Annotated in this window: 22 protein-coding genes; 13 read left to right on the plus strand and 9 right to left on the minus strand. The window is 72.0% G+C overall.

What is annotated here, in order from left to right; all coding sequences use genetic code 11:
• The first annotated feature begins 14 nt into the window (after positions 1-14).
• The 3 genes from JOD48_RS07895 to clpX all read left to right on the plus strand — a co-directional run bounded on the left by JOD48_RS07895 (position 15) and on the right by clpX (position 2,828).
• Positions 15-641, plus strand: a complete 627-nt coding sequence (locus JOD48_RS07895; RefSeq protein ID WP_030150966.1) for an ATP-dependent Clp protease proteolytic subunit — start codon at positions 15-17, stop codon at positions 639-641.
• A gap of 50 nt (positions 642-691) precedes the next feature.
• A complete protein-coding gene (locus JOD48_RS07900; RefSeq protein ID WP_225226994.1) occupies positions 692-1,408 on the plus strand; it encodes an ATP-dependent Clp protease proteolytic subunit in 717 nt (238 codons plus the stop codon).
• 148 nt (positions 1,409-1,556) lie between these two features.
• Positions 1,557-2,828 carry an ATP-dependent Clp protease ATP-binding subunit ClpX gene (gene clpX / locus JOD48_RS07905; protein ID WP_191790543.1) on the plus strand — a complete coding sequence of 424 codons (1,272 nt, stop codon included), beginning with the start codon at positions 1,557-1,559 and terminating at the stop codon, positions 2,826-2,828.
• Between the two features lie 103 nt (positions 2,829-2,931).
• Here clpX and JOD48_RS07910 read toward each other — a convergent pair whose 3' ends face one another.
• Positions 2,932-4,752, minus strand: coding sequence for an AMP-dependent synthetase/ligase (locus JOD48_RS07910; protein ID WP_204808431.1), 1,821 nt, complete (start codon positions 4,750-4,752; stop codon positions 2,932-2,934).
• Positions 4,753-4,861: 109 nt separating this feature from the next.
• Between JOD48_RS07910 and JOD48_RS07915 the strand changes: the two genes are divergently transcribed.
• Together JOD48_RS07915 and JOD48_RS07920 are read left to right on the plus strand one after the other, a co-directional pair.
• A complete protein-coding gene (locus tag JOD48_RS07915; protein ID WP_204808433.1) occupies positions 4,862-5,215 on the plus strand; it encodes a chorismate mutase in 354 nt (117 codons plus the stop codon).
• 118 nt (positions 5,216-5,333) lie between these two features.
• Positions 5,334-6,533: a baeRF2 domain-containing protein gene (locus JOD48_RS07920; protein WP_191790546.1), complete on the plus strand. Its 1,200-nt coding sequence runs from the start codon at positions 5,334-5,336 to the stop codon at positions 6,531-6,533.
• A gap of 90 nt (positions 6,534-6,623) precedes the next feature.
• On the opposite strand, the gene valS is transcribed toward JOD48_RS07920, so the two are convergent.
• Entirely contained in the window at positions 6,624-9,359 is a 2,736-nt protein-coding gene (valS, locus tag JOD48_RS07925) for a valine--tRNA ligase (protein WP_372440700.1), read from the minus strand.
• 213 nt (positions 9,360-9,572) lie between these two features.
• On the opposite strand from valS, the gene JOD48_RS07930 reads away from it, so the two are divergent.
• The 4 genes from JOD48_RS07930 to JOD48_RS07945 all read left to right on the plus strand — a co-directional run bounded on the left by JOD48_RS07930 (position 9,573) and on the right by JOD48_RS07945 (position 14,102).
• A complete protein-coding gene (locus JOD48_RS07930) occupies positions 9,573-11,501 on the plus strand; it encodes a DUF4914 family protein (RefSeq protein ID WP_191790548.1) in 1,929 nt (642 codons plus the stop codon).
• Between the two features lie 113 nt (positions 11,502-11,614).
• Complete coding sequence (locus JOD48_RS07935; RefSeq protein ID WP_138824860.1) at positions 11,615-12,613, plus strand: TIGR03557 family F420-dependent LLM class oxidoreductase; 999 nt, start codon at positions 11,615-11,617, stop codon at positions 12,611-12,613.
• Between the two features lie 101 nt (positions 12,614-12,714).
• The gene (gene cofE, locus JOD48_RS07940) at positions 12,715-13,563 is read left to right on the plus strand and encodes a coenzyme F420-0:L-glutamate ligase (protein WP_307824286.1); all 849 of its coding nucleotides are present in this window, start codon (positions 12,715-12,717) and stop codon (positions 13,561-13,563) included.
• Between the two features lie 149 nt (positions 13,564-13,712).
• Positions 13,713-14,102, plus strand: coding sequence for a hypothetical protein (locus JOD48_RS07945; protein WP_204808439.1), 390 nt, complete (start codon positions 13,713-13,715; stop codon positions 14,100-14,102).
• 41 nt (positions 14,103-14,143) lie between these two features.
• Here the strand turns inward: JOD48_RS07945 and JOD48_RS07950 are convergent, their stop codons facing one another.
• The 4 genes from JOD48_RS07950 to JOD48_RS07965 form a co-directional block, all read right to left on the minus strand.
• Complete coding sequence (locus JOD48_RS07950) at positions 14,144-14,509, minus strand: VOC family protein (RefSeq protein WP_191790551.1); 366 nt, start codon at positions 14,507-14,509, stop codon at positions 14,144-14,146.
• Positions 14,510-14,650: 141 nt separating this feature from the next.
• Entirely contained in the window at positions 14,651-15,256 is a 606-nt protein-coding gene (locus tag JOD48_RS07955) for an HhH-GPD-type base excision DNA repair protein (protein ID WP_204808441.1), read from the minus strand.
• Positions 15,257-15,329: 73 nt separating this feature from the next.
• Positions 15,330-15,743 (minus strand): PNPOx family protein, encoded by a 414-nt coding sequence (locus JOD48_RS07960; RefSeq protein ID WP_204808444.1) that lies wholly within the window; start codon positions 15,741-15,743, stop codon positions 15,330-15,332.
• Between the two features lie 171 nt (positions 15,744-15,914).
• Positions 15,915-16,868, minus strand: a complete 954-nt coding sequence (locus JOD48_RS07965) for an AraC family transcriptional regulator (RefSeq protein ID WP_204808446.1) — start codon at positions 16,866-16,868, stop codon at positions 15,915-15,917.
• Between the two features lie 135 nt (positions 16,869-17,003).
• On the opposite strand from JOD48_RS07965, the gene JOD48_RS07970 reads away from it, so the two are divergent.
• From JOD48_RS07970 to JOD48_RS07980, 3 genes are all read left to right on the plus strand, one after another.
• Positions 17,004-17,906 carry an NAD(P)H-binding protein gene (locus JOD48_RS07970; RefSeq protein WP_204808448.1) on the plus strand — a complete coding sequence of 301 codons (903 nt, stop codon included), beginning with the start codon at positions 17,004-17,006 and terminating at the stop codon, positions 17,904-17,906.
• The gene (locus tag JOD48_RS07975; protein ID WP_204808450.1) at positions 17,906-18,487 is read left to right on the plus strand and encodes an anthrone oxygenase family protein; all 582 of its coding nucleotides are present in this window, start codon (positions 17,906-17,908) and stop codon (positions 18,485-18,487) included. The genes JOD48_RS07970 and JOD48_RS07975 overlap by 1 nt, the downstream gene beginning before the upstream one ends.
• Positions 18,488-18,571: 84 nt before the next feature.
• Positions 18,572-19,000, plus strand: coding sequence for a CoA-binding protein (locus JOD48_RS07980; protein ID WP_204808452.1), 429 nt, complete (start codon positions 18,572-18,574; stop codon positions 18,998-19,000).
• 109 nt (positions 19,001-19,109) lie between these two features.
• Here the strand turns inward: JOD48_RS07980 and JOD48_RS07985 are convergent, their stop codons facing one another.
• The 3 genes from JOD48_RS07985 to JOD48_RS07995 are packed head-to-tail and all read right to left on the minus strand — an operon-like array spanning position 19,110 to position 22,092.
• On the minus strand, positions 19,110-19,913 hold the full coding sequence (locus JOD48_RS07985; RefSeq protein ID WP_204808454.1) for a putative F420-0 ABC transporter ATP-binding protein: 804 nt from the start codon (positions 19,911-19,913) through the stop codon (positions 19,110-19,112).
• Positions 19,910-21,001, minus strand: coding sequence for a putative F420-0 ABC transporter permease subunit (locus JOD48_RS07990; protein WP_372440702.1), 1,092 nt, complete (start codon positions 20,999-21,001; stop codon positions 19,910-19,912). Before JOD48_RS07990 ends, JOD48_RS07985 begins: the two co-directional genes overlap by 4 nt.
• A gap of 26 nt (positions 21,002-21,027) precedes the next feature.
• A complete protein-coding gene (locus tag JOD48_RS07995; protein ID WP_204810460.1) occupies positions 21,028-22,092 on the minus strand; it encodes a putative F420-0 ABC transporter substrate-binding protein in 1,065 nt (354 codons plus the stop codon).
• Between the two features lie 257 nt (positions 22,093-22,349).
• On the opposite strand from JOD48_RS07995, the gene JOD48_RS08000 reads away from it, so the two are divergent.
• The gene (locus JOD48_RS08000) at positions 22,350-24,020 is read left to right on the plus strand and encodes a molybdopterin-dependent oxidoreductase (protein WP_204808456.1); all 1,671 of its coding nucleotides are present in this window, start codon (positions 22,350-22,352) and stop codon (positions 24,018-24,020) included.
• Positions 24,021-24,127 lie beyond the last annotated feature (107 nt).

A 24,127-nucleotide genomic window follows, 5' to 3' on the forward strand; every position in this document is an offset into this window, starting at 1 on the left:
GATCGACGAAGGAGATGGACGTGAGCGATCAGTTTCCGGTGGCACGAGCCGAGGGGCCGGGACTCGGCCTGAACGACTCCATCTACAACCGGCTGCTCAAGGAGCGCATCATCTGGTTGGGCTCGGAGGTGCGCGACGAGAACGCGAACGCCATCTGCGCCCAGATGATGCTGCTCGCCGCGGAGGACCCCGACAAGGACATCTGGCTCTACATCAACTCGCCGGGCGGGTCGATCACGGCCGGCATGGCGATCTACGACACCATGCAGTACATCCAGCCGGACGTCGCGACCATCGCGATGGGCATGGCGGCCTCGATGGGGCAGTTCCTGCTCTCCTCGGGCACCAAGGGCAAGCGCTACGCGACGCCCCACGCCCGCGTCATGATGCACCAGCCCTCGGGCGGCATCGGCGGCACGGCGACCGACGTGCGCATCAACGCGCAGCTCATCATGCACATGAAGAAGGTGCTCTCCGAGCTCACGGCCGAGCAGACCGGTCAGCCGCTCGAGAAGATCCTCAAGGACAACGACCGTGACAGCTGGTTCACGGCGCCCGAAGCCCTCGAGTACGGCTTCATCGACCACGTCGTGACGAACGCTTCGTCGGTGACGGGTGGCGGCGGCACGGCGAGCAGCTGAGCTCACCGACGCCCCGGCCCCCCACCCACGATCCCATCCGAGGAGACACCTTGAGCTACGCAAGCCAGGAATCCCAGTACATCTCGACCGCTCAGCGCCTCGCGGGCGCGGGCGCCGGCGGCGGCATCGCCCTCCCGCACGGTGCGCCGTCCTCGCGCTACGTGCTCCCGCAGTTCGAGGAGCGCACGGCCTACGGCTTCAAGCGCCAGGACCCGTACACCAAGCTGTTCGAGGACCGCATCATCTTCCTGGGCGTCCAGGTCGACGACGCGTCCGCGGACGACGTCATGGCGCAGCTCCTCGTCCTGGAGAGCCAGGACCCGGACCGCGACATCATCCTCTACATCAACTCGCCCGGCGGCTCGTTCACGGCCATGACGGCGCTGTACGACACGATGCAGTACATCAAGCCGCAGATCCAGACCGTGTGCCTCGGCCAGGCGGCCTCCGCCGCTGCCGTGCTGCTCGCGGCCGGACAGCCAGGCAAGCGCCTCGCGCTGCCCAACGCCCGCGTGCTGATCCACCAGCCCGCGATGGAGGGCGGCGGCTACGCCCAGGCCTCGGACATCGAGATCCACGCGAACGAGCTCATCCGCATGCGCGAGTGGCTCGAGGACACCCTGGCCATGCACTCGGGGCGCGACGTCGAGCAGGTCCGTGAGGACATCGAGCGCGACAAGATCCTCACGGCCAAGCAGGCCCTCGAGTACGGACTGGTCGACCAGGTCCTGGAGAGCCGCAAGCCGGTCATCCAGAACAAGCCCTGATCTCGACATTTCCCCCCGACCCACCGGGGTGCCCGGCTGACAACGGGCCCCCGGTGGTGTGCAATGGTGGTAGGTCGGCGCGTGTCGTCCCAGATCGCGGGGGCCTCAGTCCCGGCGCAGCAGCAAGACCGAGGCTAGGAGGCTCGTAGTGGCTCGGATCGGAGATGGTGCAGACCTGCTGAAGTGTTCCTTCTGCGGTAAGTCCCAGAAGCAGGTCAAGAAGCTCATCGCGGGCCCCGGCGTGTACATCTGCGACGAGTGCATCGAGCTCTGCAACGAGATCATCGAGGAAGAGCTGTCGGAAGCGGCCGAGCTCGGGCTCGTGGAGCTCCCCAAGCCGCGGGAGATCTTCGACTTCCTCGAGCAGTACATCATCGGGCAGGACGCCGCGAAGCGGGCGCTGGCAGTGGCGGTCTACAACCACTACAAGCGGATCCAGGCGGGGGAGCACGCACGCCCCTCGGACGACTCGCAGGTGGAGATCGCCAAGTCGAACATCCTGCTGATCGGCCCCACGGGCACCGGCAAGACGTACCTGGCGCAGACGCTCGCGAAGATGCTCAACGTGCCGTTCGCGATCGCGGACGCCACGGCGCTCACGGAGGCGGGGTACGTCGGCGAGGACGTCGAGAACATCCTCCTCAAGCTCATCCAGGCCGCTGACTACGATGTCAAGAAGGCCGAGACGGGCATCATCTACATCGACGAGGTCGACAAGGTCGCCCGCAAGTCGGAGAACCCGTCGATCACCCGTGACGTGTCGGGCGAGGGCGTGCAGCAGGCCCTGCTCAAGATCATCGAGGGCACCACGGCTTCGGTGCCTCCGCAGGGCGGGCGCAAGCACCCGCACCAGGAGTTCATCCAGATCGACACGACCAACGTCCTGTTCATCGTGGCAGGGGCGTTCGCCGGGCTCGACGAGATCGTGGCCACCCGCTCGCGCAAGCGCGGGGTCGGCTTCGGGGCTCCCATGGACTCGCACGAGGAGGCCGACCTCTTCGCCGAGGTTCGCCCCGAGGACCTGCAGAAGTACGGTCTCATCCCCGAGTTCATCGGGCGGCTGCCCATCATCACGTCGGTCGCCAAGCTCGACCAGGAGGCGCTCGTGCGCATCCTGACCGAGCCGCGGAACGCGCTGGTCAAGCAGTACCAGCGGATGTTCCAGATCGACGGTGTCGAGCTCGAGTTCGAGGACGACGCGATCAGCGCGATCGCCGACCAGGCGCTGCTGCGGGGCACGGGTGCCCGAGGGCTCCGCGCCATCATGGAGGAGGTCCTCCAGCAGGCCATGTTCGACGTCCCGAGCCGGGACGACGTCGAGCGCGTGGTCATCACCCGGGAGGCCGTGCTCGACAACGTCAACCCGACGCTCGTCCCGCGCACCGCGATCAAGCGTGCGCCGCGCGAGAAGAGCGCGTAGGTCGCAGGGAGCACGAAGGGCCCCGGAACCTCGGTTCCGGGGCCCTTCGTCGTTTCGCGGGACGGCGCCGTCGGCGGGACCCGGGCCGTGCTGACCGCGCCCGTCAGGCGTCCGCGTTCGCGGGTGCGCCGTAGAGGTCGTCGATCGTCGACGTGAAGTCGCGCAGCACCAGGTTGCGCTTGACCTTGAGCGACGGCGTCAGATAGCCGTTCTGCTCGGTGAAGTCGGTCGTGAGCACCTGGATCTTGCGGATCGACTCCGCGCGGGAGACCGCCTCGTTGGCGCGGGTCACGGCACGGTCGATGGCCGCGAGGACGGTCGGGTCGGTGGCGGCGGTCGCGACGTCCATGGGCGGCAGCCCGTGGGTCGTGAGCCACCCGGGGAGCATCTCGGGGTCGATCGTGACGAGGGCGCCGATGAAGGGGCGCTGGTCGCCGACCACGACGACCTGGCTCACGAGCGGGTGGGCGCGCAGGCGGTCCTCGAGCTGAGCGGGAGCGACGTTCTTCCCGCCCGCCGTCACGATGATCTCCTTCTTGCGCCCCGTGATCCGCAGGTAGCCGTCCTCGTCGAGCGAGGCGAGGTCGCCCGTGCGGAACCAGCCGTCCTGGAGGACCTCTGCGGTCAGCTCGGGCTGGTTGTGGTAGCCGCGGAAGACGTGGTCCCCCTTGACGAAGAGCTCGCCCTCGGCGTCGACCTTGAGCGCCGTACCGGGGAACGCGGGGCCGACCGTGCCGATCTTGAGGCGGCTGGGCAGGTTCACGGCCGAGGGAGCCGTGGTCTCGGTGAGGCCGTAGCCCTCGAGGATCGTCAGCCCGACGCCGCGGAAGAAGTGGCCGAGGCGTTCGCCCAGCGGAGCCCCGCCCGAGATCGAGTGGGTCAGGTCGCCACCGAGGGCCGAGCGCATCGCACCGAACACGAGCCGGTCCGCGAGCGCGTGCTGCGCCTTGAGGACGACCGAGGGTCCGCCGGTCGAGTCGAGCGCGCGCGAGTACGTGATGGCGACCTTGGCCGACCAGTGGAAGATGCGACGCTTGGCGCCCGCGCCCGCCTTCTGCTCGGCGGCGTTGTAGACCTTCTCGAACACGCGGGGGACGGCGAGCAGGAACGTCGGCTTGAACGAGCCGAGGTCCGGGACGAGCTTCTTGATGTCGGAGCTGTGCGCGAGGACCGCGGTGGGGGAGGCGATGCACACGACCTGGACGAACCGTGCGAAGACGTGCGCGAGCGGGAGGAAGAGCAGCGTGCGGGCGTCGGGCGTCGCGACGATCTCGGCGAGGCCGGCGACGCCGTTGCGGGTCAGGTGCACGAAGTTCAGGTGCGTGAGCTCGACGCCCTTGGGGCGCCCGGTGGCCCCCGACGTGTAGATGATGGTGGCGAGGTCGTCGCGTCCGGTCGCCGCGCGCCGCGCGTCGATCTCGTCGCGGGCCACGTCGGAGCCGTCGGCACGCAGGTCGTCGACCGCGCCGTCGTCGATCACGAGGACCTCCCGCAGGAGCGGGAGCCGCTCGCGGACGCTCTCGACGATCGCGGCGTGCGCGGCCGTCTCGACGAGGGCCACGCTCACGCCCGAGTCCGACAGGATCCACTCGACCTGGTCGGCCGAGGACGTCTCGTAGACGGGGATGGGCACGCCGCCCGCTGCCCAGACCGCGAAGTCGAGCAGCGTCCACTCGTACCGGGTGCGGGACATGATCGCGACGCGGTCGCCGGCCTGCACCCCACGCGCGACGAGCCCGCGGGCCACCTCGACCACGTCGTCGTCGAAGGCACGGGCGCTCACGGGCTGCCAGGGGCCGCCCGGCGTGAGGCGTCGCTCGATCACCGCGTCGTCCCCGGAGCGCTCGACGCGGTCGGTGAGAAGCGTGCTGATGCTGCTGGTGGTCGGTACCTCGACGAGGCTCGGCGACGCGAATTCGGTCATGTCTACTCTCCGCTGAGTGGTGGGACAAGGACCGATTTTACTGCGTACCGGGCGTCCCACGTTCCGTCGGCCGGTTCGCCCGGCCCCGGCGCGAGCCTAGGATCGACGGATGAGCGAGCACCCCGCCCCCGCCACGGCTCCGCAGCCCGTCCCCGACGAGATCCTCCGGCTCCGCGAGAGCATCGACAACATCGACGCCGCTCTCATGCACCTGCTCGCCGAGCGCTTCAAGTTCACGCGCAGGGTCGGCGAGCTCAAGGCCCAGGGTGGGCTGCCGCCCGCGGACCCGGCCCGGGACCAGCAGCAGATCGCCCGCCTCACCAGCATCGCGGAGTCCTCCGGTCTGGACCCGGCGTTCGCCGAGCAGTTCCGCGAGTTCATCGTGAGCGAGGTCATCCGGCACCACCAGCGGATCGCCCGCGAGCACCAGGACGAGGTCCCGGTCCTGGACACCTACTCCTGAAGGTCCTTGCACGGCGTCCCCGGTGGCGTTCGTCGGCCGCGTGCAGCAGGCTGGTGAGGACATCGGGGCGGTCGGCCTCCGACCGTCCCTCCGACGATGGATGTCTAGAGGTGCCTGCATGAAGATCGACTGGCTCAAGCCCCTGCTCGGCCACCCCGGCCCGTTCGCGACGGTCTATCTCGACGCGACACGAGGCGACGAGGCCACCGCACGCGAGGTCGAGAACCGGTGGAAGGGAGTGCGCCGGGCGCTCGCCGCAGCGGGAGCCCCGGCGAGCATCATCGACGAGCTCGAGGAGTCCGTCACGCTCCCCACGAGGGTGCCCGGCCCGCACGGCCGCGTCCTCATCGCCGACGAGGAGGGTGTCCTCGTCGACCGGGTCCTGAAGGACCCGCCCGCTGTCACGAAGGGGCTCTGGGGCCCCGTCCCCGCCCTGCTCCAGGCGGCGCGCGCGGCCGACGAGTCGGTCGACTACGTGCGCGTCGTCGTCGACCGGCAGGGGGCGGACCTCACGTGGTCCGTCGCGGGCGGACACCTGCCCTACGGGGACGCGGAGTCCGTCGAGGGCGGGCACGACGTCATCAACAAGGTCCGTACGGGCGGCCTGTCGCACAAGCGGATCGAGGCGCGCGCCGAGGACTCCTGGGAGCGCAACGCCGAGGCCGTCGCGGCCGAGCTCGACCGGCAGGTCCTCGAGCACCGGCCCGAGCTCGTCCTCCTCACGGGTGACGTGCGGGCGGTGCCCCTCGTGCGGGCCGCGCTCACCAAGGCCACCGAGGAGCTCGTGGTCGAGGTCGCGGGCGGCGGTCGCGGCCCGGGCATCAACGAGGCGGCGTTCGAGTCCAACGTCGAGGACGCGCTCGAGAGCTTCCGCGAGCGACGCCGGGAGGCGGTGCTCGCCGAGTTCCGGCAGGAGCAGGGCCGTGAGGCGGCTGCCGTGACCTCCCTCGAGGACGTCGTCGCGGTGCTCTCCCGCGGCCAGGTCAAGGAGCTGATCCTCGCCGACGAGTACGGCCAGGACGCCGAGCTCGACGGTCGGACCCTGTGGATCGGGCCCAGCCCGCTGCACATCGGGTCCTCGCGCTCGGCCATCACCGACCTGGGCGTCAGCGAGGGGATCGAGGAGCTGCCCGCGACCGTTGCGCTGGTCCGCGCCGCGATCGGCCAGGACGCGGGCCTCACGTTCTCGCCCGACGGCAGCGTCGAGCTCATCGAGGGTGTCGGGGCGACCCTGCGCTGGAACGACGACAGCACGCCCAACGAGGTCGCGGCGACCATGTCGGGCGACGACGCGCGGTTGCGGGGCGAGATGGTCTGATCGCCTCGGACGCCGCGCTGGATCGTCAGCACGACGCAGGGCCCCGACCGCACGTGCGGTCGGGGCCCTGCGTCGTGCTGCGGGGGAGCGTCAGCCGCGGTTGCGGACCTCGGGCTCACCGAGCTCGGAGTGCACGACGACGATGCCGCCCTGGACGGCCGGGTCGCCCTGGCCCTCGGCTGCCTCGACGACGTCGAACGATCCGGTCACGCGTCCGGCGCCGCGGATGTCCGCCTCGGCCGCCCGGACCGACGCGACGAACTCGGCCGGGACGGCCAGCGTCACGGCGAGGATCGGGGTGCGCATCGAGACCTTGGCCTCCGACTTGACCTTGCGCAGCGCGGCCAGGGCGTGCCCGGCGCCCACGAGGACGACGGGGACGCCGCCCCTGGTCGCGGGAAGGAGCTCGGCCGTCGTGGGCCACGGTGCGCGGTGCACGGAGCCCTTGCGCCACCACGACCACACCTCTTCGGTCGCGAACGGCAGGTACGGCGCGAACAGGCGCAGCAGGGTGTCGAGAGCCAGGGCGAGCGCGACGCGCGCCGACTGCGTCTCGGGCGTGACGTCGTCGGGCCCGGCTCCTGCGCCGTAGGCGCGGTCCTTGACGAGCTCGAGGTAGTCGTCGCAGAACGTCCAGAAGAACGTCTCCGAGAGCTCCAGGGCGCGCGTGTGGTCGTACTCCTCGAGAGCGTCGGTCGCGCGGGCCACCACCTCGACGAGGCTTGCGATCATCGAGCGGTCGATCGGCTCGGTCACGAGGGCCGGGTCGAGCGTGATCTCGTCGCCGCCGAACGACAGCGCGAACTTGGACGCGTTGAGGACCTTGATCGCGAGGCGGCGACCGATCTTCATCTGACCGACCTCGAACGCCGCGTCGGTACCGAGGCGGGCAGAGGCAGCCCAGTAGCGGACCGCGTCCGAGCCGTGCTCCTCGAGCAGGCCCATGGGCGTCACGACGTTGCCCTTCGACTTGGACATCTTCTTGCGGTCGGGGTCCAGGATCCAGCCCGAGATCGCGGCGTTGGTCCAGGGCAGCGAACCGTGCTCGAGGTGCGAGCGGACCACCGTGGAGAAGAGCCACGTGCGGATGATGTCCTGGCCCTGGGGGCGCAGGTCCATGGGGAAGACGCGCTCGAACAGGTCCGGGTCGGACTCCCAGCCGCCCGCGATCTGCGGCGTCAGGGACGAGGTCGCCCAGGTGTCCATGACGTCGGGCTCGCCCACGAAGCCGCCCGGGACGCCGCGCTGGTCGGCCGTGTAGCCCGCCGGGACGTCGGAGGACGGGTCGATCGGCAGGAGCGACTCGTCGGGGACGATCGGGTGCTCGTAGTCGGTCTCGCCCGACTCCAGGACGGGGTACCACAGCGGGATGGCGACACCGAAGAAGCGCTGACGCGAGACGAGCCAGTCACCGTTGAGGCCGCCGACCCAGTTCTCGTAGCGCACCTGCATGAACTCGGGGTGGAAGTCGAGCTCCTTGCCGCGCGCGAGCAGCTCCTCACGCAGCGGCACGTCGCGGCCGCCGTTGCGGATGTACCACTGGCGCGAGGTGACGATCTCGAGGGGCTTGTCGCCCTTCTCGAAGAAGTTCGCCTTGCGCTGGGTCGCGACGGGCTCGCCGTCCAGGTCGCCGGCCTCGCGCAGCGCGTCGACGACGGCCGTGCGCGCCGAGAACGTCGTCTTGCCCGCGATCTCCTCGAACAGCGCGACCGCGCGCTCGGACGTGAGCCACGCCGGCGTCTCGCGCGTGATGCGCCCGTCGCGGTTGATGATCGAGCGGGTCGGGAGCTGCAGCTCGCGCCACCACTGGACGTCGGTCAGGTCGCCGAACGTGCAGCACATCGCGATCCCCGCGCCCTTGTCCATCTGCGCGGCGGGGTGCGCCAGGACGGGCACCTCGACGTCGAACAGGGGAGAGGTGACCGTGGTGCCGAACAGGCCCTGGTAGCGCTCGTCGTCGGGGTGCGCGATGAGGGCCACGCAGGCCGCGAGCAGCTCGGGGCGCGTGGTCTCGATGTAGACCTTCTCGCCGCCGGGCGCGTGGAAGGCGACCTTGTGGAAGTGGCCGGGGTAGTCGCGCGCCTCGAGCTCGGCCTGGGCGACGGCCGTCTGGAAGGTCACGTCCCACAGGCCCGGGGCCTCGGACTGGTACGCCTCGCCGCGCGAGAGGTTTCGCAGGAACGCCTTCTGCGCGACGATGCGGGCCGGGACGCCGATCGTCTGGTAGTGGTGCGACCAGTCGACCGACAGGCCCAGGCGGCGCCACAGCTCCTCGAACTGGACCTCGTCCTCTGCCGTCAGGCGCTCGCACAGCTCGACGAAGTTGCGGCGCGAGACGGGCTGCTGGTCGGCGGCCTTGACACTCTTGCCCTCGGCTCCTTGGAGCGGCGGCTCGTAGCCCTCGACGTAGGGCAGCGACGGGTCGCAGCGCACGCCGTAGTAGTTCTGCACGCGGCGCTCGGTCGGCAGGCCGTTGTCGTCCCAGCCCATGGGGTAGAAGACCTCGCGCCCGCGCATGCGCCAGAAGCGCGCGACGACGTCGGTGTGCGTGTAGGAGAACACGTGACCCACGTGCAGCGAGCCGGAGACGGTGGGCGGCGGGGTGTCGATCGAGTAGACCTGCTCGCGCGTCTTCGTCCGGTCGAACGAGTAGGTGCCCTGCTCGGTCCAGGCGGCGTCGAACTTGGTCTCGAGGCCGTCGAGGCTCACCTTGTCCGGTACCTCGCCGACCACGGCGCGGACTACCTGGGTGCCCTCGGCGGGGGCGGGTGCGGCGGTGGTCTGGGTGGCGGGTGCGGGCGTGGTGCCCTCGGCGGGTGAGCTCATGGACGACATTCTCCCAGAATCTCGGGGGCTCCTGTGAAACGGCCGGTCCCCGGACGGGACCCGGGCGCCCGAGTTTTCCCGAATGAAACAAAGGTCAAAGGTCCCTGGTTGACATGGTCATCGGCTCGTAACCTTCAAGCAAAGGCAGGGGCGTACGTGGACGCGCCCCATCGTCTCGACGCCTTTCGTTCGAGGTCCGACCCAGGAGTTGCAATGACATTGATCGACAGCGTGGCCGTGCACGGAACCGGAAGCATCCCCGCCGGCACGGTCCTTCCCCCCGCTGTCCAGGCCGCCCTGGATGCGTGCGCGAACGTCATCGTCCCCGGCTCCCGCGAGGAGCTCTACCGGCTCGCGCTCGGCCCCGAGGGCGGTCCGCGGTTCACCGTCGAGTACGACGTGCGCGGCACGCCGGTGCCCGAGGCCGAGGTGGTGCGGTGCAAGAACGGCATCGCCGTGAACTACCCCGAGGACTACATGCGTCGGCGCGACCCCGACTGCATGCGCATCGCCGACGACCTGCCGACCGACAAGCCGCGCTACCGGGACGTGTTCGGCGCCGAGTTCGACGCGGTCAAGGCCGAGACGCTCGACTGGCTCGCGGGGCAGGACCTCGTCGTCGTGCCCTTCAAGGCAGGCGGCCTCACGCACGGCTACCCCTCGCTCGCGATCTGCCCCGTCAACTCCGCGTTCTTCGCGCTCACCCTCGTGGACCTGCAGGGCTGGGTCACGTTCGACGAGATCGGCCCCTTCGAGCCGCGCTCGATCCTCTACGTCGCGCCGCCCTTCCGCCACACGCACTTCGACGGCCGCCAGGTCGTGGTCCACGACCGCTCCGAGACGCTGCACGAGGTCTTCGCGTACAACCTCTACCCGGGCCCGAGCGCCAAGAAGGGCGTCTTCTCCGTCCTGCTCGACGTCGGCGAGCAGGAGGGCTGGGTCACCGCGCACGCGTCCTCGGTCCGCGTCACGACGCCCTACGAGAACGAGACCGTGATCATGCACGAGGGAGCCTCGGGCGGCGGCAAGTCCGAGATGTGCCAGGAGATCCGACGTCAGGAGGACGGGCGCATCCTGCTCGGCACCAACGTCGTGACCGACGAGCCCTACGTCATCAACCTCGGCGAGACCAGCGCCCTGGACCCCGTGACCGACGACATGACGCTGTGCCACGTCGACCTGCAGACCGGCGACGGGCGCCTCGTGGTCGCCGACGCCGAGGACGGGTGGTTCGTGCGCGTCGACAACCTCACGGGCTACGGCCAGGACACGCACCTCGAGCGCGCCTGCATCCACCCCGACCAGCCCCTCGTCTTCTTCAACATCGACGGCGTCCCCGACGCGACCGTGCTGCCGTGGGAGCACACGCTCGACTCGACGGGCAAGCGCTGCCCCAACCCGCGCGTGGTCGTGCCCCGTCACCTCCTGACCGACGTCACGGGCGCCGAGGAGGTCGACGTGCGCACCTTCGGCGCCCGGATGCCGGCCTGCACCCGCGACAACCCCACCTACGGGATCATGGGCATGATGCACATCGTGCCGCCGTCGCTCGCGTGGATCTGGCGGCTCATCGCCCCGCGCGGGGACAAGAACCCCTCGATCGGCGAGTCCAAGACCGCGACCGACAAGCTCGCCCACGGCGGCATGGTGGCCGAGGGAGTCGGGTCGTACTGGCCCTTCTCGACCGGCACCAAGGTCGCGGCGGCGAACCTCCTGCTGCGCCAGCTCGTCGACAACGACCGCACACGCTACGTGCTCACGCCCAACCAGCACATCGGCGCATACAAGGTCGACTTCGCGGCCGAGTGGCTCACCCGCGAGTACCTCGCGCGGCGCGGCGGCGGCAAGCTGCGGGCAGAGGAGCTGACCCCCTCGCGCTGCCCCCTGTTCGGCTACACGCTCCAGGAGATGAAGATCGACGGGCAGCTCGTCCGGCCGACCTTCCTCAAGCCCGAGATGCAGTCGCAGGTGGGCGTCGAGGCCTACGACACGGGCGCGAAGATCATCACGGACTTCTTCAAGAGCGAGCTCGAGCAGTTCCTCACCGACGACCTGGACCCGTTGGGGCGACAGATCATCGAGGTCTGCCTGCGCGACGGCTCGGTCGAGGAGTACGCGGCGCTGACCCCGCTGTACACGTAGCCGACACCTGCTGAGGCAGGCCGGCCGCCCGGCATGCACCACCGGGCGGCCGTCCTGCGGCAAGTATCAGATACCGGCGCTCGGGCGCGGGGCGCCCGTACTAAGGTCGATCCATGGACTTGACGATCGGCTACGCCGCCATGCTCGAGCAGTTCCACCCGACCGAGGTCATCGCCCTCTCCGAGTACGCCGAGAGCAAGGGCTTCTCGGGCGTCATGGCCGCGGACCACTTCCAGCCCTGGGTCCCCGCGCAGGGGCACTCGGCGTTCGTGTGGAACGTCCTGTCGGCCCTCGGCGAGCGCACGCGCGGCGACCTGGGACCGGGCGTCACGGCACCCACGTTCCGCTGGCACCCCGCGATGGTCGCGCAGGCCTCGGCGACGCTCGCCGCGATGTACCCGGGACGCCACTGGCTGGGCCTGGGCTCGGGCGAAGCCCTCAACGAGCACGTCACGGCCCAGTACTGGCCCGAGGCCCCCGAGCGCATCAACCGCATGTTCGAGGCCATCGACATCATCAAGAAGCTCTTCGCCGCGTCGCTCGCGGGCAAGGACACCAAGCACTCGGGGCAGTTCTACAAGCACGAGTCCACGCGCCTGTGGACCATGCCCGAGGTCGCCCCCGAGATCCTCGTCGCCACGGCAGGCCCGGTCACCGCGAAGCGTGCGGGCAAGCACGCCGACGGACTCATCACCGTAGGCGCGCCGCTCGAGAAGATCTCGATGCTGTTCGGCAAGTTCGACGACGGCGTCCGCGAGTCCGGCCGCGACCCGCAGACCATGCCCAAGGTCCTCCAGCTCCACATGTCGTGGGCCGAGACCGACGAGGAGGCCCTCACGAACGCCATGACGGAGTGGCCCAACGGCGGCATGAAGTTCCCCAAGGCCGACATCCGCTCGCCCTTCGACTTCGAGCAGATGGCCAAGCTCGTGCGCCCCGAGGACTTCGAGGGCCGCCTGGTCATCTCGTCCGACCCCGACGTGCACCGCGCCTACATCCAGAAGTTCGTCGACCTCGGCTTCGACCGCATCTACCTGCACAACGTGGGCCGCAACCAGCGCGAGTGGATCGACACGTTCTCGCGCGACGTCCTGCCGAAGCTCGTCCGGTGACGTCCTCTCCCGTCCCCCCGCCCGACGGCGCCGCTCACCCCGTTCCGGCCGCGTCGCCCGGGGCGCGGGGTGCCGAGGGTGACGAGCCCCGCTTCACGGTCGTGGCGCCGTCGGGCATCGGGGAGATCTCGCCCGGGGACGACCTCGCGCGCATCGTGGGGGACAGCCTCGACCGCGAGGGCGGGCTGCGCGACGGGGACGTCGTGGTCGTGACGAGCAAGGTCGTCTCCAAGGCCGAGGGGCGCGTCGTCGCGGCCGCCGACCGCGAGCAGGCCATCACCGACGAGACCGTGCGCGTCGTCGCGACACGCCCCCACCCCGGGGGCGTGCTGCGCATCGTCGAGAACCGGCTCGGGCTCGTCATGGCCGCCGCCGGCGTCGACGCGTCCAACACGCCCGAGGGCACGGTGCTGCTGCTGCCCGTCGACCCCGACGCCTCGGCCCGCGCGCTGCGGGCGGCGCTCACGGAACGTTTCGGAGTGCGTGTCGGGGTCGTCGTGTCCGACACGGCCGGACGCGCGTGGCGCGAAGGCCTCACTGACCTCGCGATCGGCGTCGCCGGGGTGGTCGCGCTCGACGACCTGCGCGGCGGCGTCGACTCCCACGGACGCGAGCTGTCCGTGACCGTGACGGCCGTCGCGGACCAGATCGCCGCGGCGTCCGAGCTCGTGCGCGGCAAGGCCGCCGGGCGACCGGTCGCCCTGGTGCGCGGGCTCGGTCGGTTCGTGACCGACGAGGACGGGCCAGGGGCACGCGTGCTCGTGCGGGCCTCGGAGACCGACATGTTTCGGGAAGGATCCGCAGAGGCGTACGCGCGGGGCGTGGCGGCTGAGCGGGCCGGCCGCGAGGCGATCGAGCGGGTCGCCCGCGAGGCGGGGTACGCCCACGGGTACCGCGACAGGTTCGCCGAGGGGTTCCGCGAGGGGACGGGCACCCCTGCGCAGGGCTGACGTCGGGTGCCGAGAACGGGGTTGAGGTCGTTCTGGGGCGGTTGACGACCGGAAGGTCGTGTTCGAGCGCGGGAAGGGTGGGCCCGTGCCGGGTTCCACCGACGGCAATTCGCTGGGCGCCGAGAGGCGGCCGTCGCTATCGTTCCGGCATGCTCCCCGCCGACTGGATCCCGCACCGCCGACCCGACGACCGTGAGCACGTCGGCTGGATCCGGCCCGAGGGTGACGCCTGGGTCGCCGTCTCGCTCCTGGGTCACGACCTCACCGACCCGGTCGACTGGCTCGACGCCGAGGAGGCGCTCGACAGCACGGGACTGTCCTGGCTCGCGGACGTGTGGATGCTCGAGGACGAGGCGCGCGAACCACTGCGTGTCCGCCTCGTCGAGGTCACCCCGGAGCGCGTGGTCGTCCAGACCGACGACTTCGGGGCGATCGACGCGCACGTCGTGCGGTACGAGCTGCCGTGGCCGGCGCCCGCACGTCTGCGACCGCGACGCGCCGAGGACCCCGACGGTCGAGTGGTCTTCGGTCCCGCCTGACGGGCGCGTCGGGCGACCGGGCGCAGGCCGTCGCACAGGCGTCAGTCCGTGGTCGTGACGCCTTCGTAGAGGCCGAGCTGGTTGCCGTCGAGGTCCTCGAAGACGGCCCACCAGCTCGTCGGGCTGATCTGCGTCCTGGCCATGAGCACCTTGCCGCCGAGAGCGCCGACCTGGGCGAGCGTGTCGTCGATCGAGTCGACCTCGACGTAGCTGCGCGGGGTGGTGAACCCCTCCTCGCGCGGCGCGAGCCCGCCACCGCTGATCTGGTTGGGGGCCCGCCACATGGGGTACCCCTCGAATCCGGGGACCTCGGCGATGTCCCAGCCGAACAGTCCGCTGTAGAACGTGCGGGCCGCGTCGGTGTCGCCGACAGGGATGTCGATGTGCGTGATGTCGCCGTGAGCCATGAGAACTCCTCCGGAGGGAGAGCGGGCGCACGGACGCACGCCCGACGTCTCCACGCTACGTCCGTCGAGCACGGCAGGCACCTGCCGGACCGGGGGAGCGACGCCGTCGGGCAGGGGCGGAGGTCTCAGCGACCGGAAGGCTCAGCCCTTGGCGGCCCGCTCCGCCTTCGCCGCAGCCTTGGCCGCCTTCTTCGTCTCGCGTACCTGGTCGAGCGAGTGCTGGTCGACGACGTCGGCGATCGAGCGTCGCGCGCCGTCCTCGCCGTACACGCCTGCCGCCTCGCGCCACCCCGCGGGCTGGACGCCGTACTGCTTGCCGAGGAGCGCGAGGAAGATCTTCGCCTTCTGCTCGCCGAATCCCGGCAGCGCTTTGAGCCGCTTGAGGACGAGGGGGCCGTCGGGGGCGCCGCCGTCGGGAGCCGGGTCGGTCCAGATCCGCGTGACGTCGCCGTCGTACTGCTCGTCGACGACCTGCGCCACGGCCTGCACACGGCCCGCCATGGAACCCGGGTAGCGGTGGATCGCCGGGGGAGTGGCCGCCATCGCAGCGAACCCCTCGGGCTCGGCCGTCGCGATGCGGTGCACGTCGAACCCGCCCATGCGCTGGGAGATCTTGAGCGGCCCGGCGAACGCCGACTCCATGGTGACCTGCTGGTCCAGGAGCATGCCGATGAGCAGCGCGAACGGGTCGGTGGACAGCAGCTGGTCGGCATCCGGGTCGCCGGTGAACCACAGGTCGTGTGCCATGTCCCCATCATGGCAGCCGTGCGGAGCGGGTGCCGGGGAGGGCTGGGGTGCCCGGGGCGACCCGGGAGAGCCCTCAGCGCGGCGGCCCCACCCGCCCGTCGAGGAACTCGTCGACCCGCAGCCCCCGCAGCGCGACCCGGATCACGGCGGGCACGAGCCGCAGCCCGTCGTCCCCGTGCAACCGTCGTAGGTCGTCGACGACGTAGCCGCGCCCACCTCGCGTGAGCCCGAACAGCCCGACGGCCTCGACGTTCTTGAGCCAGTCGACGTCGGCCCCGTACGTCAGGGCGACGATCACGCGGACCTCGCGCGGGGCGTCGGTCGAGGGCGGTTCGCGGAACGCCATGACGGGCGTCGCGAAGGGGCGCCCGCTGCGCCGTCCGTGGTGGTGGACGGTCGCGAACGGTGGCACGCGCGACGAGACGCGCAGCACGAACGGGTTGAGGAACCGCCGGTTGCTCCGGGCGATCACGTGCGGGATGGGCATGTCAGCCATGGTGCGCGCGCCTGCGCGTCGCGGCCACCGCATGCGTCGGCGGGCGCGTTGCCGTGCCGACCATGCGGCTGTCGTCCCACGAGCATGCGGTTGTCGTCGGCCTGGACCCGTATCACGACGCCAACCGCATGCTCGGCGCCGAGGAGTCGTCCGGCGTCCAGGTCAGGCCGCACCCGCTCGTTCCCGGTGCGCCGTCGGGCTCAGGCCGCGCACCCGCGTGAACGCGGCGCTCAGTGCGAACGGCGTCCCGTAGCCCACCTGCCGGGCCACCGAGCCGACGGTCGCGCCAGGTTCCAGCAGCAGGTCGGCCGCGAGGGTCAGGCGCCACCCGGTCAGGTAGCCCATGGGCGGCTCGCCCACGAGCTCGGTGAAGCGGCGCGAGAACGCGGCCCGCGACAGCCCGACGGTCCGTGCGAGCGCCTCGACGGTCCACGGCCGGGCCGGGTCGTGGTGCATGAGCCGCAGCGCGTGCCCGACCACGGGGTCGGCGTCCGCGCGGTACCAACCGGGCGCCTCGCCGCGGTCGAGCCAGGCGCGCAGTGCGCCGATGAGCAAGACGTCGAGCAGCCGGTCGAGCACGGCTTCTTGACCGGGCCGGTCGTGTGCCATCTCTCGGGCGAGCAGCGCGACGAGGTCGGCGTCGAGTTCCCCGCTGCGCAGCACGACCAGCGCGGGCAGCACGCTCAGGAGCCGGCCCCCCACCTCGCCCTCGAGAGGGTAGGTGCCGGTCAGCAGGATGGTCGGCCCGGCGGGGTGGTTGCCCCACGTCCGGACGCCGAGCCCGGTCAGGGGGGAGGCCCCGCCGTCGACCGGCCGGCAGATGCCGACGGCGTCGCTCACGATCTGCGGGGGCGTCCCGGGGGAGTCGGCGACCGTGTAGTGGCGTGGTCCGCGCACGAGCGCGACGTCGCCCGCGCCGAGATGGGCCTCGAGCCGAGGCTCGTTGGGTCCGGGGCCGGCGTCCACCCCGATCCACGCATGGCCGCGCACCACGGGGACGAGCGTGAGCGGGGCCTCGTCCTCGATCCGCATCGACCACGGCGGAGCCAGGAGCGACCGCAGCAGGAAGGCGCCGCGCACGCGGGGGCCGTCGAGAAGTCCGGCGACAGCGTCCATGCGTCGACCGTACGCGCCCTGGCCGCGCGAGGGAAGACGAACGGACATGGCGTCGATCCTTTCAACCATGGAACGTCTCGCGCGGAGCCGGTTGACTCGAACCACAGCACGGACCATCGATCACAGGAGACCGCCATGACCGCGCACGAGCACCCCACAACCTCCCTCGCCGGACCGACCGCCGACGGCGTCCAGCCCCTCGTCGCCGTCGTCGGGGCGACGGGAAAGACGGGCCGCCGCGTCGCAGCCCGCCTGGCCGCCGCGGGGATCCCCGTCCGTCCCCTCTCGCGCAGCACAGAGATCCGCCACGACTGGGACGACCCCACGACCTGGGCGCCGGCAGTCGCCGGAGCCGACGCCGTCTACGTGGCCGTCGCCCCCGACCTCGCCGCCCCCGGCATCCCCGAGACCGTCGCGGAGTTCGCCCGCGTCGCGCGCAGCCAGGGCGTGCGCCGACTCCTGCTCCTCTCGGGGCGCGGCGAACCCGAGGCGGAGCGTGCCGAACAGCTCGTCGCCGACGCCTTCCCGTCCGGCACCGTCCTGCGCTGCGCCTGGTTCGACCAGAACTTCACCGAGGGCTTCCTGCTGGACCCCGTGCTCCACGGCGTCGCCCTGCTGCCCGTCTCCGACGCCGTCGAGCCGTTCGTCGACCTGGAGGACGTCGCCGAGGTCGCCGTCGCCGCGCTCACCCAGGAAGGGCACGAGGGGCGAACCTACGAGCTCACCGGGCCACGCCTGCTGACCTTCGGTGCCGCGCTCGCAGAGATCGGGGCGGTGAGCGGGCGTGACGTCCGGCTGCAGACCATCACCGGTGACGAGTTCGCGGGTGGTCTGACCGCTGCGGGCCTCCCGGCCGACATCGTCGACCTCATGGGCTACCTCTTCACCGAGATCCTGGACGGGCGCAACGCCTCTCTGGCCCACGGGGTCCACGAGGTCCTGGGACGCGAGCCGCGGGACTTCACCGACTTCGCGCGGCGCGAGGCCGCGGCGTGGGCGCAGACCGACGCCTCGGCCCCGCTGCCCGGGGTGCACTGATGGACGCGCTCGGCGCCCTCGGGTGGGCCGTGGTCGGCGCGGCCGTCGGCTGCGCGCTGGTCGGGGGAGTGCTCTTCGCGTTCTCGACCTTCGTCATGGCGGGCCTGCGGTCGGTCGCTCCGGAGGTGGGAGCGGCTGCGATGGCCTCGATCAACCGGCACGCGACCAAGGTGCCCTTCGGTGCGCTCCTCCTCGTCACGACCGGGCTCGTGGCTGTGCTGGGCGTCGTCGCCGCGATCCGGCTGGGCGACGCAGGCATGCCCCTCGTCCTCGCGGGTGCCGTGGTCTACCTCGTGGGCGGGATCGGCGTGACCGCTGCCGTGAACGTCCCGCTCAACGACCGCCTCGAGGCCGCCGACGCAGCGGCCTCGACCTCGGGTCCACGGCCGGGTGAAGCCTCACCCTCCGGTGGAGGGTCGGGTCGGGTGGCGGTGCGTCCCGCGAGCCCGACGGCGGAGCGCGACCGGGTCTGGGCGCAATTCCTCGGGCGTTGGGTCGCCTGGAACCACGTGCGGACGGGTGCGTGCGCGGCGGCCGCGCTGCTCCTGACCCTGGGACTGGTGACGCACCTCGTGGGGTGAGCGGCGCCGTCGGGCCGGGTCCTGTTCCAGTCGCGCCGGGGGACGAGCAGGAATAGCCGCTCCCGTGCCGAGGTTCGCCCCGGTATGAGCGAACAGAGCTGGGGCGACGACGCCACGATCCGCAAGGTCCTCGCGGACACCGAGACCTGGGCCGTGGTGGGCCTGTCGAACAACTCGGCCCGCGCCGCGTACGGGGTGGCGCAGCTGCTCCAGCGTCAGGGCAAGCGGATCGTGCCCGTCCACCCGGCGGCCGAGACGGTGCACGGTGAGCAGGGGTACGCCTCGCTCGCCGACATCCCGTTCCCGGTCGACGTCGTGGACGTGTTCGTGCGCTCCGACCTCGCGGGCGACGTGGCGGACCAGGCCGTGCAGGTCGGCGCCCAGGCCGTCTGGTTCCAGCTCGGCGTGGTCGACGAGGACGCGTTCGACCGCGTGCGCGAGGCCGGCCTGGACATGGTCATGGACCGCTGCCCCGCGATCGAGTGGCCGCGCCTGGGCCCCGCCGGGCGCTAGCAGGGTGCCGAGGACGGGGTTGAGGTCGTTCTGAGTACTCGAACGACCTCAACCCCGTTCTCGGCCCCCCGGGGGCCCCCGGGGGGCACCGCCGGTGGAACGGGCGGGGTCAGTCGCCGAAGACCAGGACCGGGCGGCCCGTGCGCGGGTGGGTCAGGACGTCGCAGCGGACGCCGTACACCGGCTCGATCACCGCAGGTACCAGCACGTCCCGCACCGCGCCGGCCGCGACGACACGCCCCTCCGCGAGCACCACCACGTGGTCGCACGTGGCGGCCGCGAGGTTGAGGTCGTGCAGAGCCGCCAGGACCGTGACGCCGTCCGCCGCGAGCTTGCGCAGCACCGTCATGGCCGCGAGCTGCGCCGCGATGTCGAGATGGTTGGTGGGTTCGTCGAGCAGCAGAAGCGCCGGGTCCTGGGCGAGCGCGCGGGCCATGTGCACGCGCTGGCGCTCGCCCCCGGACAGCGTCGCGAGCGACCGGTCGGCGAGGTCGTCGACGCCCGCGCGGACCAGCGCCTCGCGCGCCACCGCCCGGTCGGCCTCGGTGTCGCCCGCGAGGAGCGAGCGGTGGGGGATGCGGCCGAGCAGCACGGCGTCGAGCACCGAGATCGGCAGGTCGGTCGACGCGTCCTGCTCGACGAGCGCGAGCCGGCGAGCCCGGCGTCGGCGCGGCATGCCCAGGAGGTCCTCGCCGTCGAAACGGACCTCGCCCGCGGCGGGGACCTGCGTGGCCGCGATCGCGCGCAGCAGCGTCGACTTCCCGGACCCGTTCGGCCCCAGCAGCCCGCTCACGGCCCCCGGCGGGGCGGTCACGTCGACCCCGTCGAGGATGAGCCGCGACCCGGCCGACCAGGAGACGCGCGAGGCGTCCAGTCCACGAGCGCCGTCCGCGCCCGGAGCCCCAGAGGTCACAGCGCCCGCCTCCCTCGCCACAGGATGACCGCGAAGACGGGCGCGCCGATCGCGGCCGTCAGGATGCCCACGGGCAGCTCGCGCGGGGCGAAGATCGTGCGAGCGAGCGTGTCCGCCCACACGAGGAACGAGCCGCCGAGCAACGCCGCGAGGGGCAGCAGGACGCGGTGGCGAGCCCCGGTGAGCAGCCGGACGGCGTGCGGCAGGATCAGCCCGACGAACCCGATCGCCCCGGACACCGACACGAGGGCTCCCGTGAGCAGCGCGACCCCCACGAGCAGCAGCCAGCGCGTCCGGTTCACGGCGATGCCGAGGCCTGCGGCCGCGGTGTCGCCGAACGTGAACGCGTCGAGCACCGACCCGGTCGAGGCGAGCAGCGTCCCGAGGACCAGCACGGCCCCGCCCGCGATCGCCACGGACGTCCACGTGGCGCCCGCGACCGAGCCCATGAGCCACGACAGGATCTCGCGGTAGGAGTCGCCGGTCGCGGACCAGAAGATGACGAACGACGTCGCCGCGGCCGCGAGCTGGCTCACCGCGAGGCCGGCGAGGACAGTGCGGGTCGGGGTGATGGCCCCGAGCGAGCCCGCGAGCGCGAGGGCAGCGACCAGGGCCAGGACCGCGCCGCCGAACGCCGCGACGGGCAGCAGGACGCTCACGCCGAGGACCAGGACGAGGACCGCGCCGAGCGACGCGCCCGACGAGAGTCCCAGCAGGTACGGGTCGGCGAGCGGGTTGCGTGTGAGGGACTGCATGACGCCGCCGCAGATCGCGAGACCGGCCCCCACGGCCGCTGCGGTCAGGACGCGCGGCAGGCGCAGCTGCCACACCATGCCGTCCTGGAGCAGCGGGAGCGGTTCGAGACCGAGCAGCCCGCCGAGCCCGACGTGCGTCGCGACCGAGCGCCACACGTCGCCCCACGTGAGGTCGGCGGGGCCGATCGTCACGGCGACCACGATGCTCACGACGAGCGCGATCGACGCCCCGGCGAGCCACCACGGGGTGGCTCGCCGGGCCCCGGGGGAGCGGCGCGCAGAGCGGTGCACAATGGCGCGCGCTCCCGACGGGTCGGCGCTTGTCGTGGGCACGAGGCTTCTCACCGGTTCGGGACTCCTCAGGGGACCGTGATCGCCGCGAGCTGTGCGCCGAGGTCCTTGACGGCGTCGACGTTGCGCACGCCCGCCTCGGTCGCGGGGAACGGCACGGTCAGGAAGCGGTCGCCCTGCACGGCCGTGAGGTTGGCGGTCGCGGGGTTGGTCTTGAGCGCGTCGATCTTCGACTGCGCCGTGTTCCAGGCCGAGTCGACGAGCACGATCACGTCAGGGTCGGCCGCGATGATCTCCTCGAACGAGAACGGCGTCCAGGTGTCCTGGACCGAGGCGGCGATGTTCTCGAGCCCGACGGCGTCCATGATCATCTGCGGGGCGCCGATCCCGGCCCCGACGTAGGGGATGTCCGAGCCCGAGGAGTACCACAGGGCCGTGAGCCCGCGGTCGTCCGCCCGCACGGCGTCGAGCTCGGCGCGCTGGGCCGCGACGAGGTCCTGCGCCGTCCCGGCGACGTCGAAGATCTCTCCCGCCTCGGTGATCTCGGCGAACACGTCGTCGAACGTCAGGGGGTCGGGCTTGTACGCCTCGGCCTTGCAGGCCGAGGGGGAGACGTAGGTCTGGACGCCGAGCTGCTGGAGGGTCGTGCGGTCGCCCGCGCCCTCGGCGGTGAGGTTCGACTCCCATCCTGCGTACACGAGGTCCGGCGCGAGCGTCAGCACGGCCTCTGCGCCCGGGACCTTGTCGGTGAGCGGCGTCGCGACGACCGGGAGGTCCGCCGCGGCGTCGGCCCACTGCTCGGCGACGGGCCCGTCGGGGAACGCGGTCCCCACGAGCCGGTCGCCCAGCCCGAGCGCGAGCATCATCTCGGTCGTGCTCGACTTGATCGTCACGACCTTGCGCGGGGCGGCGTCGAACGTGACGTCGAACCCGCAGTTGTCGAGCGTCAGGGGATAGGTCGTGGCCGAGGCCTCCGCGGTCCCGGAGGGCGCCGCGCTCGGCTCGCCGGACGCGAGGGTCTGGCCGCCCGCGCACCCTGCGAGGGCGAGCGAGGAGGCGAGGACGAGCGCCGCCGTCGGGCCAGCGCTCGGCGCGCGGCGGGCGGGACGGACGGACGGTCGGACAGGGCGCAGCGTGGGCACGGCACTCCAGGTCGGGAGGTCGCCGGCCGGTGCGGGGCACGGCGGCGCGGCGAGATGCGAGAGGGTAGGGCGCCACAATCCGCGACGAGGATCCGCGGTCCAAGCACGGGCCGCTGCGGCGAGCCAAGCGCGGCTCGCGATCCGTGTCCCAGCCTAGTAGGTCGGCGGGCGCGTGGTGCGACGGTTCAGCGGTCGGCGAAGCGCTCGGTGCTCCACGCGCAGGCGCCGGGCGGTCCTACAGTGGGCACATGAGCCCGACGGCGGAGCCCGCCCCTCCCGGCACGTCCGGACGCGCGTCCCGGGGACGGGGCGGACGCACCGACCCGACGCGCCTGTGGGCGCCGCTGCTGGGGATCGTCTCGGCGCTCGGGGCTTTCGCCGTGGCCGAGCTCGTCGCGCTCGTCGTGGGTTCGGGGTCGAGCCCCGTGCTCGTCGTGGGGGCCGGGGTGGTCGACCGGGTGCCGCCGTGGCTCAAGGACTTCGCGGTCGAGACGTTCGGGACCGCGGACAAGACCGTGCTGCTCCTCGGGATCGTGCTCGTGCTCGCGGTCGCGGCGCTCGCGGCGGGGATCCTCGAGACGCGGCGGCCGCCGTGGGGGACGGCCCTGCTCGTGGTGGTCGGCGCCGTGGGCGTCTTGGCCGCCGTCACGCGACCCGACGCGACACCCCTGTGGGCGCTGCCGACCGTGGTGGGGGTCGGGGTCGGCATCATGCTCCTGCGGACGGGAGCGGCGCGGCTGCGGGCGTGGCGAGGCTCGGCGCTCAGCCCGGTCGTGGCTCCGACGGGTCCGGCCGCGCCCGAGACCCCGCTGAGCGCGGCGCGCCGGCGCGAGGCGCTCGACCGCCGGTCCTTCCTGGTCTTCGCGGGCCTGACCACGGCGACCGCGCTCGTGGTCGGCGGGGCCTCTCGCATGCTGTCGGCGGGGTCGCGCGCCCTGACCGCGGTGCGGGACGCGATCCGCCTCCCGGCACCTGTCGGCCCGGTCGTCGTCGTCCCTGCGGGCGCGAGCCTCGACGTGCCCGGCCTCACCCCGTACGTGACGCCCAACGACGAGTTCTACCGCATCGACACGGCCCTGCGCGTGCCCGAGGTGAACCCCGACGACTGGCGGCTGCGCGTCGTCGGGCTGGTCGAGGAGGAGATCGAGATCTCGTTCGACGAGCTGCTCGCGCTACCCCTCGTGGAGCACGCCACGACCCTGACGTGCGTGTCCAACCAGGTGGGCGGGGACCTCGTCGGCAACGCGGTGTGGCTCGGTCACCCGGTGCGCGACCTGCTCGCTCGCGCCCGGCCGCACGCCGACGCCGACATGGTGCTCTCGCGCAGCGCGGACGGCTGGACGGCGAGCACGCCGCTCGACGTGCTGACGGACCCGGGCCGGGAGTCGCTGCTCGCGGTCGGCATGAACGGCGAGCCGCTGCCGCTCGCGCACGGCTTCCCCGTGCGCATGGTCGTGCCGGGCCTGTACGGGTACGTGTCGGCGACCAAGTGGGTCGTCGAGCTCAAGGTCACACGCTTCGCCGACGACGTCGCGTACTGGTCGACGCGCGGCTGGTCGCAGCGGGGACCGATCAAGATGTCGTCCCGCATCGACGTGCCGCGCTCCGGTGCGTCGGTCTCCCCGGGGGCCGACGGGGACGTGGTCGTCGCGGGAGTCGCCTGGTCGCAGCACACGGGGATCGCGGGCGTCGAGGTGCGGGTCGACGACGGGGAGTGGGAGCAGGCTGACCTCGCCGAGACGGTCTCGGCCGACACGTGGCGGCAGTGGTCCTGGAGGTGGGCGGCGCCCGAGAAGGGCCGCCACGACCTCGCGGTGCGGGCGACCGACGCGGACGGGGCCGTCCAGACGTCCGTCAAGGCCCCGCCCGCGCCCGACGGGTCGAGCGGCCTCTACTCGATCGGCGTGACCGTGGCCTGAGCGCGGCCGTCCAGCATGCGAGAGGCCGCAGGGTCGGCGCCGGCCGCGCCGTCGGGCGTGGCAAGGTAGGGGCGTGACGACCTCGCCGACCACGCCCGTGCCCACCC

The organism is Oerskovia paurometabola (assembly GCF_016907365.1).
Lineage (GTDB): Bacteria > Actinomycetota > Actinomycetes > Actinomycetales > Cellulomonadaceae > Oerskovia > Oerskovia paurometabola.

Excerpts from the sequence above, each read along its gene's own strand:
- JOD48_RS07895 (WP_030150966.1), top strand. The coding sequence starts at position 15 with ATGGACGTGAGCGATCAGTTTCCGGTGGCACGAGCCGAGGGGCCGGGA.
- JOD48_RS07910 (WP_204808431.1), bottom strand. The coding sequence starts at position 4,752 with ATGACCGAATTCGCGTCGCCGAGCCTCGTCGAGGTACCGACCACCAGC.
- JOD48_RS07915 (WP_204808433.1), top strand. The coding sequence starts at position 4,862 with ATGAGCGAGCACCCCGCCCCCGCCACGGCTCCGCAGCCCGTCCCCGAC.
- JOD48_RS07920 (WP_191790546.1), top strand. The coding sequence starts at position 5,334 with ATGAAGATCGACTGGCTCAAGCCCCTGCTCGGCCACCCCGGCCCGTTC.
- valS (WP_372440700.1), bottom strand. The coding sequence starts at position 9,359 with ATGAGCTCACCCGCCGAGGGCACCACGCCCGCACCCGCCACCCAGACC.
- JOD48_RS07930 (WP_191790548.1), top strand. The coding sequence starts at position 9,573 with ATGACATTGATCGACAGCGTGGCCGTGCACGGAACCGGAAGCATCCCC.
- JOD48_RS07935 (WP_138824860.1), top strand. The coding sequence starts at position 11,615 with ATGGACTTGACGATCGGCTACGCCGCCATGCTCGAGCAGTTCCACCCG.
- JOD48_RS07945 (WP_204808439.1), top strand. The coding sequence starts at position 13,713 with ATGCTCCCCGCCGACTGGATCCCGCACCGCCGACCCGACGACCGTGAG.
- JOD48_RS07950 (WP_191790551.1), bottom strand. The coding sequence starts at position 14,509 with ATGGCTCACGGCGACATCACGCACATCGACATCCCTGTCGGCGACACC.
- JOD48_RS07955 (WP_204808441.1), bottom strand. The coding sequence starts at position 15,256 with ATGGCACACGACCTGTGGTTCACCGGCGACCCGGATGCCGACCAGCTG.
- JOD48_RS07960 (WP_204808444.1), bottom strand. The coding sequence starts at position 15,743 with ATGCCCATCCCGCACGTGATCGCCCGGAGCAACCGGCGGTTCCTCAAC.
- JOD48_RS07965 (WP_204808446.1), bottom strand. The coding sequence starts at position 16,868 with ATGGACGCTGTCGCCGGACTTCTCGACGGCCCCCGCGTGCGCGGCGCC.
- JOD48_RS07970 (WP_204808448.1), top strand. The coding sequence starts at position 17,004 with ATGACCGCGCACGAGCACCCCACAACCTCCCTCGCCGGACCGACCGCC.
- JOD48_RS07975 (WP_204808450.1), top strand. The coding sequence starts at position 17,906 with ATGGACGCGCTCGGCGCCCTCGGGTGGGCCGTGGTCGGCGCGGCCGTC.
- JOD48_RS07980 (WP_204808452.1), top strand. The coding sequence starts at position 18,572 with ATGAGCGAACAGAGCTGGGGCGACGACGCCACGATCCGCAAGGTCCTC.
- JOD48_RS08000 (WP_204808456.1), top strand. The coding sequence starts at position 22,350 with ATGAGCCCGACGGCGGAGCCCGCCCCTCCCGGCACGTCCGGACGCGCG.